Genomic DNA, 12,638 nt, shown 5'->3' on the forward strand with positions numbered 1-12,638 from the left:
GCGTCGCTACACCTCTTTCGGGGGTGGGGTGTGGGTGCGTTGCCCGGCGACGGGTGCAGGGGTACGCCCGTCGTACCGCGACAGGTGGGGGACGGTGCGGTGGACAAGACGGGGGATCAGACCGGCCCGGGGCTGCGCTGCGCCGGGCCGCCCGACCGGGTGGCCCCCGCCGCGGACGGGCGGGGGCTGCCCGGCCTAGCTGGAATAGACCTCGAGCTCGCTGAGCTGACCGGCGGGCCAGCCGCTGTTGCCGGTGACGGTCAGCCGCAGGTACCGCTGGCTGGTCGCCGCGAACGTCACGGTGGCGGTCCAGACCACCCGGCCCTGGGCCTTACCGGCGTCGACCGCCGTCTGGAACTTCGCGGTCGAGTCGGTCGCGCCGCTCGGGTCGGCGCCGAAGTCGGTGACCACGTCGAGCGCACCGGCGGGCTTGTCGATCGGCCCGCCGACCAGCTCGAAGTCGGCCAGGTCGATGGTGAAGGTTGGCGACTGGGCGGTCGAGGAGACCTGCAACCGGACCTTCGTACCGGCCGGGTAGGTGCTGCCGAACATCGCCCGGGTCTCGTCGTAGAAGTGGTGCGGGTTGGTGTCGCCCGGGTTGTTGTTGAACGGGTAGCCGCCGTAGTACCAGCCGTACCTCGAGGTCACCGGGACCGACTTCAGCAGCGTTCCGTTGGCCCGCAGGTCGATGGTGGCGTCCCGGCCCGTGCCGGCCGGGCTGTCGGGCAGGCTGTGCCGGAAGGTGACCGCGTTGGCTGGGGCGGTGAGGGTGAACTCGACGTACTCGCCGACGGAGTCGAGGGTGACCGCCTCCCGGCCGGACGCCTCGGACGGCAGCGTGCCGTAGCGCCGGTCCGGACCGATCTTCGTGCCGTTGTGGGCGGCCTTCTCCGCCTCCTGCTCGACGAACGGGACGGTGGCGCCCCGGCCGGGAATGTCGAAGGGGGACAGCCCGGCCGCCGAGGCTGGGGTTGCGGTGCCGGTGACCGCGAGGGCGGTCACCGAGGTCGCGACGAGCAGGGTGGCGGCGATGGCGGCCAACCCTGCCCGGGTCGGGTGTCGGAGGTGGTGCGCGGTGCCGGTGGTGTGGTTGGCCATGAGCTGCGCTCTCCCTTTCGTCAGGCAGGCCAGATCCCCCCGTATCCGTGCGGCGTGGCGGGTCCCCCCTCTTTCCTCCTTCCTCCGACGGCCCACGCTGGGCCGGGGTGGGTGCTCGGTGCCGGCGACCGGGACGGGCCGCCGGCACCACGGCGATCAGGTCAGGTCAGGCCGCCGGCTCTGGGGTACGTAGCCAGACGGCGGTGTCCGGTGGCAGCAGACCGTCATCGAGCGGCCCGCTGGCCAGCAGCAACTCCCCCTCGGCGGGCAGCGGGACCGACGAGTCGGCGAGGTTGACGAGGCAGCGGAACCCACCGCCGCGGCTGAAGGCGAGCACCCCGTCCGGGGCGGGCAGCCAGCTCAGGTCGCCGTCGCCGAGCGCCGGTTCGGCCCGCCGGATCGCGATCGCCGCCCGGTACAGCTCCAGCATCGAGGCCGCGTCGCCGGTCTGCGCCCGGGCCGTCCGGTCCTTCCAGTCGGCCGGCTGGGGCAGCCAGGGCGCTGCGGCGCCGGCGGGGCTGAACCCGAACGGCGGCTCGTCACCGGCCCAGGGCAGCGGCACCCGGCAGCCGTCGCGACCGGGGTCGACCCGGCCGGAGCGTTCCCACATCGGGTCCTGGCGCAGCGCGAACGGAATGTCCTCGACCTCGTAGAGGCCCAGCTCCTCGCCCTGGTAGACGTAGGCGGCGCCGGGCAGTGACAGCGAGAGCAGCGCGGCGGCCCGGGCCCGGCGGGTGCCCAACTCCAGGTCGGTGGGGGTCCCCTCGCGCTTGGCGGCGAAGCTGAACGTGGTGTCCGCGCGGCCGTAGCGGGTGACGTGCCGGGTGACGTCGTGGTTGGAGAGCACCCAGGTGGCCGGCGCGCCGACCGGCGCGTGCGCGCTCAGCGTCCCGTCGATGCTCTCCCGCAGGGCGGAGGCGTCCCAGGCGCAGCCGAGGAAGTCGAAGTTGAACGCCGCGTGCAGTTCGTCCGGGCGCAGGTAGTTGGCGAACCGCTGCCGGTCCGGCATCCACACCTCGCCGATCAGTGCCCGGTCGCCGGGATACTCGTCGGCGACCCGCCGCCACGCACGGTAGATGTCGTGCACCCCGTCGAGGTCGCGGAACGGGTGCGGCCGGCCCGGCACGGTCTCGGGCAGCGTCCCGTCCTTGACCAGCAGCCCGGCCGAGTCGATCCGGATGCCGTCCACCCCCCGGTCGAACCAGAACCGCAGAATGTCCTCGAATTCGGCCCGCACCGTGGGGTGGTCCCAGTTGAAGTCCGGCTGTTCGGGGGCGAACAGGTGCAGGTACCAGTCGCCGGGCGTGCCGTCCGGGTTGGTGGTCCGGGTCCAGGTCTCGCCGCCGAACTCGCCGACCCAGTCGGTGGGCCGCTGGTCGCCGTTCGGGCCCCGGCCGGGCCGGAACCAGAACAGGTCCCGCTCGGGCGCGCCGGGCCCGCCGGCGAGTGCCGCCTGGAACCAGGGGTGCGCGTCGGAGCAGTGGTTCGGCACCACGTCGACGATGGTCCGGATGCCGAGCACGTGTGCCTCCGCGATCAACGCCTCCGCCTCGGCGAGAGTGCCGAAGACCGGGTCGATGTCGCGGTAGTCGGACACGTCGTAGCCAGCGTCGGCCATCGGCGAGGGGTACCAGGGGCTGAACCAGATCGCGTCGACGCCGAGCGCGGACAGGTGATTCAGCCGGGACCGGATGCCGGCGATGTCGCCGATGCCGTCGCCATTGCCGTCGGCGAAGCTACGTGGGTACACCTGGTAGATCACCGCTCCACGCCACCACGGACCGCTGTCTGCTGTGGACACGAGCACCTGCTTTCTGCGTCAGTACGTCGGCGGGTTCGCCGGACCTAGATATGTGTCGGGCGAACAGTCGTTGTTCGCCGCGGGAGGTTACGCTGCCGGCTATCCCTTGAGGCTGCCCGAGGTCAGACCGGACATGATGTTCCGCTGGAAGATCAGGAAGATGATGACGGTCGGGATCGCGGCGATGACCGACGCGGCGATCACCACGTTCATGGGCGTACCACCCGAGAAGGCGTAGATGCCGACGCTGACCGTCCGGGTCTCGGGCGACGGCATGACCAGCTTCGGCCAGAGGAAGTCCTTCCAGACCGCCGTCACGGCGAAGATCGAGACGACGCCGAGGATCGGACGCGACAGCGGCAGGATGATCGACCACAGCGTGCGCAGTGACGTCGCCCCGTCCATCAGGGCTGCGGCCATCAACTCCTCGGGAATCGAGTCGAAGAACCGTTTCAGCAGGAAGATGTTGAACGCATTCGCGACCAGCGGCAGCCAGATCGCAAACGGTGAGTCGAGCAGGTTGATGTGCAGGATCGGCAGGTCGATCACGGTCACGTACTGCGGGACGATGAGGACCATCGCCGGAATCATCAGCGTGCCCAGCATCAGGGCGAGGATCACGTTGCCGAACATCGGTCGAAGCTTGGACAGCGAGTACGCGGCAGCGGTGTCGAAGACGAGTTGGAACAGCACCGCGCCCGTCGCGTAGTAGAACGTGTTGAACAGCAGTTTGGCGAGGTCCAGGTTGTTCCACGCATCGATGTAGTTCTGCGGCTCGGGATCCTGCGGGAACAGCGAGGGTGGGGTCTGCGCGATCTCCTGGCCGGACTTGAGCGCGCCGGTGACCATCCAGTAGAGCGGCCCGAGGAAGACGAGTGTGAAGCCCGCGACGACGACGGCGAGCAGCGTCCAGTAGATGACCTTGCCGCGCCCGCGGCTGAGCTGGGCGTGCGAGATAAGGGTCCGGGTCCCGGAGTCCTGTGCCATTCCTCGTCCCGTCCTAGTCCTGTTTCGCGCTCAGGCGCAGGTAGGCGGCGGAGAAGCCGGCCAGCACCACGAGCATGATCACGCCGAGCGCCGCAGCGCCGTTGAGGTCGTTCTGGAAGAATCCGTGCTGGTAGATGAGGTACGCCACCGAGGTCGCGGAGTCCTCCGCGCCCGCACCATTGGCGAGGATCAGCGGTTCGATGAAGAGCTGCATCGTGGCGACGATCTGCAGCATCGCCAGGAGCGCGAGGATCAGCCGGGTCTGCGGGATCGTCACGTTGACGATCCGCCGCCAGATGCCGGCACCGTCGAGCTCGGCCGCCTCGTAGAGCTCGCCGGGGATGTTCTGCAGCGCCGCCAGGTAGATGAGCACGGCGCCGCCCATGTTCATCCAGGTCGACGCGATCACCATCGCCGGCATCGTCATCTCGGGGGACTGCATCCACTGCGAGGTGGGCAGGTGCAGTGCCTTGAGGATGGCGTTGAAGAGGCCCGCCTCGCTGGGGTCGTACGCGTAGAACTTGAAGAGGAAGAGCGCCGAGGCTGGTGGCAGCATCACCGGCAGGTAGACCAGGATTCGCAGGTACCCCTTGGCGTGCCGGAACTCGTTGAGCAGGATCGCCACGAAGAACGGCACCGCGTACCCGAGTACGAGTGCGAGCACCGTGAAGTAGAGCGTGTTCTGCCAGGCGGGCCAGAAGCTGGGGTCGGCGATGATGCGGGAGTAGTTGTCCCAGCCCACCCAGGTGGTCTCGCCCCGTCGGGTGCGCTGGAAGCTCATCACGATGCCGCGGATCATCGGATACCAGGAGAAGACAACGAAGCAGAGCACCGCCCCGATCAGGAACGCGTGACCGGTGAGGTTGTCCCGTACCTTGCGGCCGAGGCTCGTACGCTGCGGCCCCGGGTACGAGGACGTGGGGCGCCCCGGTTTTCTGGCGGCCGGGACGGTGGTGATCGCCAAGGCAACTCCTGGGTGATTCAGTGACCGGACGATGCGGCGCGAATGGTGTGGGGGCCGGCGCACCGGCCCCCACAGCATCGGATCAGCTCTCGGCAGCGAGGAGCTGGTTGACCTTCTCTTCGGCCGTCTTGAGCAGCGCGTCGATGTTCGCGTTCGGGTTCGTCAGCACACCGGACATCGCGGCGTCGAGCACCGCGTAGACCGCCTGCGCGTTGCGCGGCTCACCCTTGATCGTTACCGGGGTCGCCTCGAAGAGCGCGAAGTTCGCGGTGTCGACGTTCGCGTTCGCCTTACGCAGCTCGAGCTCCTGCTTCTGCGCCGCACTGCCGTTGGCGAAGAGCAGCGGCTGGGGCAGACCGACCGGGTAGTTCTGCGGCTTGGCCCGGACGTAGTCGAACTGACCCTTGCCCGGCGTCAGCTTCTGGTACGCGATCCACTTCAGACCAGCCTTGACCTGCTCGGGAGAGAGGTCCTTCTTGAAGAAGTAACCCTCGCCACCACCGAGCGTGCCCTTCGCCGCGCCGTCCTGGCCGGGCAGCGGGCTCATCGCCCAGTCCTGGAACTTGCCCTGGAACTGGCTGACGATCGCCTGGGTGGAGTCGGGCGCGCCGATGAACATGCCGACCTTGCCCGCACCCGCGTTGGTCAGCAGGTCGCCCCACTGCAGCAGTTGCCGGGCACCCATGCTGTTGTCGCCGTACCGCATGTCCTTGAGGTTCTGCAGGACCTGCTTGCCCGCCGCGTTGTTGAAGTCGGCCTTCTTGCCGTCGGGGGTCAGCACCTGGCCGCCCTGCGAGTAGAGCAGGGAGGTGAAGTGCCAGCCGCCGGTGTTGCCGGCGCTGTACTCGGAGTAGCCGGCGATGCCGTTGCCGAGCGCGGAGATCTTCTTGGCGGCGGCCCGGACCTCGGCCCAGGTCTTGGGCGGGTTGTTCACGTCGAGCCCGGCCTGCTGGAACAGGACCTTGTTGTAGACCAGGCCCATCGAGTAGTTCTTCACCGGGACGGCGTAGAGCTTGCCGCCGTCGGTGAAGACCTCCTTGAGCGCCGGGTCGACGCTGTCCCAGGTGGGGATCGTGTCCTTGTTGACGAACGAGGAGATGTCCATCGCCTGACCGGAGTCGAGCACCTGCTGGAGATCGGTCATGTACCCGTAGAACACGTCGGTCACGGTGCCGCCGGCGAGGCGGGCGGTGAAGTCCGGCGGGTTGTTGCACTGCTCGCCGACGCTCACGCTCTTGACGACGATGTCGGGGTTCTGCCGCTGGAACTCGGCGACGTCGTCGTTCCAGTTCTTCAACAGCTCTTTCTGAGCGCCGACCGGCTGGCAGTCCACTGTGATGGTGACCTTGCCGCCTGCGTTGGTGTCCTTGTCGTCGCTCTTCGTGGAGCACGCCGTGAGGCTGAACCCCAGGCCGGCCACGAGCGCTAACGCCGCAGCCTTTCGGTATTGCGGTACGGACATCTGTCCATCCCTTCGGGAACGGGTGTCTCCATGACGTTCGTGATCTGCGGTGATACGACCTGACGCCCAGTAGCTGCGTCGGAGCCAGGTGTGAGTGGAGTCACTGTAACGAGGTCGACTCATTTCGGCAAGGTATCGATGCTGTTGTGAAAGGACACGACTTCCTAACGGCAAATGACGACAAGATCGTGAAACAGGCCCGGGATGTTGGCTTTTCAGCCCTTATGGACCGACGGCGGATCAGGCCGGCGTTGCGCGGTTCCGGCAACGACGAAAAGGCCGCCGACCGCGCGAGGCGGTCGACGGCCGAAGCGTCGTTTCAGCGGAACCTACGGAGGCGATCCTCCGGGGCCAGGACGGTCAGTCGGTGTCCAGCTCGCTGGTCAGCGGCCGGGGGCGGGCGCGGTGGAACCACGCACCACCAGCTCGGGCTCGAACAGCAACTCGTCGTGCAGCACGCCGGCCCCCTCGATCTGAGTGACCAGCAGGTCCACCGCGGCCTGCCCCATCGTCTCGATCGGCTGCCGCACGGTGGTCAACGGCGGGTCGGTGCAGGTCATGAACGCGGAGTCGTCGAAGCCCACCACGGACACATCGGTCGGCACCGCACGACCCAGCCGCCGGGCGGCCCGGATGGTGCCCAGGGCCAGCACATCGCTGGCGCAGATGATGCCGGTGACGCCCCGCTCGACCAACTTGGTCGCGGCGACCCGCGCCCCTTCCATGGAGAAGCTGGAGCGCTCGACGTACTCCGTGTCGTCGCCCCAGCCCGCGGCCTGGACCATCGCGTCCAGCTTGCGCCGGGACGGCACGTGCCCCTCCGGGCCGAGCACCATCCCGATCCGGTCGTGCCCGAGCGAGCGCAGGTGCCCGTACGCCTGCTCCACCGCCACCGCGTCGTCCGTGGAGACCCGGGGGAAGCCCAACTCGTCCACACCCGCGTTGACCAGCACCACCGGCAGGCCCCGGTCGGTCAGCCGGCGGTAGTGGTCGTGCCGGGCGTCGGCCAGCGCGTACGAGCCACCGGCGAAGATGACCCCGGAGACCCGGTGGTCGAGGAGCATCTCCACGTAATCCATCTCGGAGACGCCACCGATGGTGCGGGCGCAGAGCGCCGGGGTGAACCCACGTTGGGCGAGGGAGCCGGTGACCACCTCGGCGAGCGCCGGGAAGATCGGGTTCTGCAACTCGGGCAGCACCAGCCCGACCAGCCGGGCACGCTCGCCGCGCAGCTTGGTCGGTCGCTCGTAGCCGAGCACGTCCAGCGCGGTCAGCACGGCCGTCCGGGTCGCCTCGGAGACTCCGTCCCGACCGTTGAGCACCCGGCTGACGGTGGCCTCGCTGACGCCCGCCTTCTTGGCAACTTCAGTCAACCGCTTGGTCACGGCCGCAATCGTACGTCATCAGAATGAAAGAAATGAACAGCCACCTGCCGACCGTTTGCTTCATCCTTGCCGTGCGCTGTCCGCCGCCGGCCGCCCCGACGACGGTCGACCGGCACCGTCAGGACAGGTCGCGCAGCGCGTCCTCGATGGCCCGGTGGAAGGTCGGATAGGCGTAGATCATGTGCCGGAGCTGGCTCAGTGGCACGGCGGCGTGCACCGCCACCACCAGCGCGGAGAGCACCTCGCCGCCGGCCGGGCCGACCGACGTCGCGCCGATCAGCACACCCTGGTCGGCGTCCGCGATCAGCTTGATGAACCCCTCGTCGCCGACCCGGTGGATCCAGCCCCGCGTCGAGCTGCCGAGCTTGGTGAAACCGACCTGCACGTTGATGCCGCGCTCCCGGGCCTGCCCCTCGGTCAGCCCGACCGCGCCGACCTCGGGGTCGGTGAAGGTCACCCGGGGCAGCGCGCGGTAGTCGGCGCGCGGGACGCTGCCGGCCGATCCGCTAGACCCGCTGGCACCCAACGAGCTGGCCGCGCCCATCGCGCCGCCGACCACGCTCGCGGTCCCGCTGGCGTCCGGCCCCGCCTTCGCCTGCCGGGCGTTGGCGAGCACGTCGGCGATCACGATGCCCGCCTGGTACATGGCGATGTGGGTGAAGGCGCCTTCGCCGGTCACGTCACCGACCGCCCAGATGCCATCGGAGACATGCAACCGGTCGTCCACCGGCAGGTAGCGCTGGGCGGCGTCCAGGCCCACCGTGTCCAGCCCCAGCTCGTCGAGGTGGGCCCGCCGCCCGGTCACCACCAGCAGCCGGTCGGCGGTGAACTCCGCCCCACCGGCGCCGTGCAGGGTGAACCGGCTGCCGTCGTGCTCGACCCGCTCAGCGCGTACCCCGGTGTGGATCTCCACGCCGTCGGCGCGCAGCGCCGCGGCGGCCACCTCGGACGCCTCCGGCTCTTCGAGGGCCAGCACCCGGTCCAGCGCCTCCACCACGGTGATCCGGACCCCGAACCGGGCGAAGACCTGGGCCAGCTCCAACCCGATCGCGCCGCCGCCGAGCACCAGCAGCGACTCCGGCAGCTGCTCGACCTCGATCGCCTGGTGGTTCGTCCAGTACGGAGTGTCGGCCAGCCCGGCGATCGGCGGCGCCGAGGGCCGGGTGCCGGTGCCCAGGACGATCCCGTGTCGGGCCTGGAACACCTGGTCGCCGACCCGGACCCGACCCGGACCGTCGAGCCGGCCGCTGCCCCGGACGAACCGGCCGCCCCGGTCGGTGAACCGGCGCACCGCGACCGTGTCGTCCCAGGTGTCGGTGGCCTCCTCGCGGATCCGCTTCGCGACCGGCGCCCAGTCCGGCTGGACCTGTGCCGTCCCGGCCAGCCCGTCGACCCGACGCGCCTCGGCGAGCGCGTTGGCCGCCCTGATCATCATCTTGCTCGGAATGCAGCCCCAGTACGGGCACTCCCCGCCGACCAGGTCCCGCTCAATGCCGACGACGCTCAGGCCGGCCTCGGCGAGCCGCCCGGCCACCTCCTCGCCGCCAACGCCGAGCCCGACCACGACCACATCCACCAGCTCCGGCTCCGCCACCTGGACAGCATCCCCCAGCAGCCCCGCACCGACCACCGGGGTCCGGCGAAAAGTCGACGCGCTCCCGGACCGTTCCACCTACGGTGACCGGATGCACGCACGCTTCGCCCCGGTCCGGGACTGCTTCCACGACCTGCTCGCCACCGGCCGGGAGACCGGTGCCAGCCTGACCATCTGGTACGACGGACACCCGGTGGTCGACCTGATCGGCGGCTCGCGCACCAACGCCGGATCCGGCGCACCGACCGGCGACGGCGCGTGGCGGCCGGACACGCTGGTCAACGTCTACTCGGTCGGCAAGCCGGTGGCGGCACTCTGCCTGCTCATGCTGGTGGACCGGGGTCGGGTCGACCTCGACGCGCCGGTCACCCGGTACTGGCCGGAGTTCCAGACCCCGGCCACCGTGCGGCAGGTGTTGTCGCACACCGCCGGGCTGCCGGCCTTCCCGGTGCCCCGGCCGGCCACCGCGATCGCCGACTGGGCGCTGCTCACCGGTGACCTGGCCGCCGCCGATCCCGAGTGGGTGCCGGGTTCGGTGGCCGGGGAGCACGCCTGGACGTACGGGCATCTGGTGGGCGAGCTGGTCCGCCGGGTGGACGGCCGGTCGGTGGGCCGGTTCCTGGCCGAGGAGATCGCCGGCCGGTGGCGGCTCGACCTCGGCTTCGGGCTGTCGGAGGCGGACCAACGGCGCTGCGCGGACCTGCGGTACGGCGACCCGCAGTGGCCCACCCGCGTACTCGGCGAGCCGGGCTCACTCCGGGCCCGGGCCATGGGCAACCCGGCCGGCGGACAGGACCTGGCCGTACTGAACAGTCCGCTCTGGCGAGGCGCCGAAATGCCGGCGGTCAACCTGCACGCCACCGCGTCCGGCCTGGCCCGGCTCTACGCCGGCCTGCTGGCCGGTGGTGTCCTGGACGGCGTCCGGCTGTTCAGCCAGGAGTTGGTGGCGGAGGCGACCCGGGTCCAGTACGACGGGCCGGATCTGTTGCTGGACCGTCAGACCCGGTGGACGCTGGGCATGCAGTGGGAGCCGGACGGCAGCTGGGGCATGGGCGGCCTCGGCGGCAGCAGCGCGTGGGCCGACCCGGAGCGGGGCTACACCTTCGCGTACGCGACCGGCCGGCTGGCCGAGCACGACCGGGTGGACGAGCTGGTGGAGGCGCTGCACTCGGTGCTCTGACCCGCCGCGGTGCTCGCGGTCACCGGGCCGCGGCGTGGAGCCTCGGTCCGGGGATGGTGACCGGGGTACCGGTCGAGGTGAGCAGGGCGCGGGCGGCCACCGCCATCCGTCGCCGCTGCGGCACCAGGGCCCGCCGGGCGAAGACGTCGTAGTCCTGCGCCGCCACCTCGTCCAGGATGCCGCCGTAGAGCGCGTACGCCGTGCGCATGCAGGCCTGTGAGGCTGGCGCGAGCATGGTGATGCCCGGCGCGGCGGCGGCGTAGTGCGCCTGTGCCCGGGTCACCTCGTACTCGATCAGCTCGCGGGTCCCGGGCGTGCCACGCCCCCGGGCACGGGCCTTGGCCAGCTCGTCGCGGGTGACGCCGAACTTCGCCAGGTCCTCGTCCGGCAGGTAGGTGCGGCCCCGGTCGAGATCCTCGGCGACGTCCCGGATGAAGTTGGTGAGCTGGAAGGCGAAGCCGAGCTGCCGGGCGGGTTCCCGGGCCGCCGCCGGGTCGGAGCTGCCCAGGATCGGCAGCATCATGGTGCCGATGACCGCCGCCGAGCCCTCCATGTAGTCGAGCAGGTGGTCGTACGTCGGGTAGGCCGTGACGGTCAGGTCCATCGCCATGCTCTTCAGAAACGACGCAAAGTCGTCCCGGTCGAGATCGAAGATGGCAATCGTGTGCAGCACGGCCGGCAGCAGCGGGTCGTCGACCGGCGCGCCGTGCAGACCGGCCATGAACCGGCTGGCCCAGTCGTCGAGCCGGGCGGCCCGCTCGGCCGGCGGCAGGGCCTCGGTGCGATCGACGATCTCGTCGGCGTACCGGGTGAACCCGTAGAGGGCGTGTACGTGTCGCCGTTTCCACGCGGGGAGCAGCCTGGTGGCGAGATAGTAGGTGCGGCCGTGACGTCTGTGTACCTCACGGCACCGGTCATAGGCGGCTGTGAGATCAGTGTCCACCGGGCCTCCTCAGTTATCGACGCACCAATCGACGCAACTCGTAGCCTAGGGTACGCTCGGCCGCATGGCCAACGACGCAGTTGCGGGGAACGCGATCCGCCTGGCGCCGACCCGGCCGGGCGACAGGGACGATCCGGTCCGCGCCGTGCTGGCCGCGTACACCCAGGAACTGACCATTGCGGTGAACGACACCCTGACCACCTTCCTCGCCGCCGAGGTCGACTCGCTCGCCGAGATCGACGCAGCGATGGGCGGCTTCGCGGCCGCCGCGCGGGAGGCCGTCCTGGCCGGCGGCAAGCGGATCCGGCCCACCTTCGCCTACTGGGGCTGGCGCGGGGCGGTCGGCGGCACCGAACCGCTGCCACCGGTGCTGCCCGCGTTGGCCGCGCTGGAGTTGCTGCACACCTTCGCGCTCGTGCACGACGACGTGATGGACGCCTCCACCACCCGCCGCGGCCGGCCCACCGTGCACGTCGCGGTGGCCGCGCAGCACGTCGCCGCCGGCCACCGGGGTGACCCCGACCGGTTCGGTGAGGCCGTCGCCATCCTCATCGGCGACCTCTGCCTGGTCTGGGCCGACCGGCTGCTGGCACAGGCCGCCGTGCCGCCGACCCGGCTGTTCGAGGTCCGCCGCTGCTACGACCAGATGCGGGTGGAGACGGTCGCCGGGCAGTACCTCGACGTGCTCGGCGAGAACGACGCCGCCAACTGGTCGGTCGACCGGGCGCTGCGGGTGGCCCGCTACAAGACGGCGAGCTACACCGTCCAGCGACCGCTGCTCTTCGGCGCCTGTCTGGCCGGCGTTCCCGCCGACGCCCCGCTGATCGCCGCGTACACCCGCTACGGCCTGGCCGTCGGCGAGGCGTTCCAGCTCCGCGACGACCTGCTCGGCGTCTACGGCGATCCGGCCGCCACCGGCAAGCCGGCCGGTGACGACCTGCGCGCCGGCAAGCCGACCACGCTGCTCATGCTGGCCCGGCAGTTGGCCACGCCGGCCCAGCTCAACGCGCTGGAGCGGGCCGGTGCGGAGCCGGTCGACCGACTCGCCGAACTGGTCGCCGACACCGGCGCCGTGGCCCGGGTGGAGCGGATGATCGCCGAACGGGTGGGCGACGCGCTGGCCGCGCTCGACGCCGCACCCGTGGACCGGACGGCGCGGACGGCGCTGACCGGTCTGGCCGTCGCCGCCACCGACCGGCGGGCCTGATGAGCAACTTTTTCGAG

The 12,638-nt window shown here is 70.6% G+C and carries 10 protein-coding genes; 2 read left to right on the forward strand and 8 right to left on the reverse strand.

What is annotated here, in order from left to right; translation table 11 throughout:
- Positions 1-195 precede the first annotated feature (195 nt).
- From OG990_RS28355 to OG990_RS28385, 7 genes are all read right to left on the reverse strand, one after another.
- A complete protein-coding gene (locus OG990_RS28355; protein WP_406077717.1) occupies positions 196-1,098 on the reverse strand; it encodes a hypothetical protein in 903 nt (300 codons plus the stop codon).
- Between the two features lie 166 nt (positions 1,099-1,264).
- Positions 1,265-2,899, reverse strand: coding sequence for a glycoside hydrolase family 13 protein (locus OG990_RS28360; protein ID WP_406077718.1), 1,635 nt, complete (start codon positions 2,897-2,899; stop codon positions 1,265-1,267).
- 99 nt (positions 2,900-2,998) lie between these two features.
- Positions 2,999-3,886 (reverse strand): carbohydrate ABC transporter permease, encoded by an 888-nt coding sequence (locus OG990_RS28365; RefSeq protein ID WP_328422416.1) that lies wholly within the window; start codon positions 3,884-3,886, stop codon positions 2,999-3,001.
- A 13-nt stretch (positions 3,887-3,899) separates the two neighbouring features.
- Entirely contained in the window at positions 3,900-4,850 is a 951-nt protein-coding gene (locus OG990_RS28370; RefSeq protein WP_355600830.1) for a sugar ABC transporter permease, read from the reverse strand.
- 82 nt (positions 4,851-4,932) lie between these two features.
- The gene (locus tag OG990_RS28375) at positions 4,933-6,312 is read right to left on the reverse strand and encodes an ABC transporter substrate-binding protein (RefSeq protein ID WP_386985899.1); all 1,380 of its coding nucleotides are present in this window, start codon (positions 6,310-6,312) and stop codon (positions 4,933-4,935) included.
- Positions 6,313-6,695: 383 nt separating this feature from the next.
- Positions 6,696-7,697, reverse strand: a complete 1,002-nt coding sequence (locus OG990_RS28380) for a LacI family DNA-binding transcriptional regulator (RefSeq protein WP_355600834.1) — start codon at positions 7,695-7,697, stop codon at positions 6,696-6,698.
- 118 nt (positions 7,698-7,815) lie between these two features.
- Positions 7,816-9,291, reverse strand: a complete 1,476-nt coding sequence (locus OG990_RS28385) for a dihydrolipoyl dehydrogenase family protein (RefSeq protein ID WP_406077719.1) — start codon at positions 9,289-9,291, stop codon at positions 7,816-7,818.
- 91 nt (positions 9,292-9,382) lie between these two features.
- Between OG990_RS28385 and OG990_RS28390 the strand changes: the two genes are divergently transcribed.
- Positions 9,383-10,471 (forward strand): serine hydrolase domain-containing protein, encoded by a 1,089-nt coding sequence (locus tag OG990_RS28390; RefSeq protein WP_406077720.1) that lies wholly within the window; start codon positions 9,383-9,385, stop codon positions 10,469-10,471.
- A 19-nt stretch (positions 10,472-10,490) separates the two neighbouring features.
- Here OG990_RS28390 and OG990_RS28395 read toward each other — a convergent pair whose 3' ends face one another.
- Positions 10,491-11,414, reverse strand: a complete 924-nt coding sequence (locus OG990_RS28395) for a phytoene/squalene synthase family protein (RefSeq protein WP_406077721.1) — start codon at positions 11,412-11,414, stop codon at positions 10,491-10,493.
- 64 nt (positions 11,415-11,478) lie between these two features.
- Between OG990_RS28395 and OG990_RS28400 the strand changes: the two genes are divergently transcribed.
- Complete coding sequence (locus OG990_RS28400; protein WP_406077722.1) at positions 11,479-12,621, forward strand: polyprenyl synthetase family protein; 1,143 nt, start codon at positions 11,479-11,481, stop codon at positions 12,619-12,621.
- The last annotated feature ends 17 nt before the right edge of the window (positions 12,622-12,638 follow it).

Origin of the sequence: Micromonospora sp. NBC_00858, assembly GCF_045207365.1 — a bacterium.
GTDB lineage: Bacteria > Actinomycetota > Actinomycetes > Mycobacteriales > Micromonosporaceae > Micromonospora.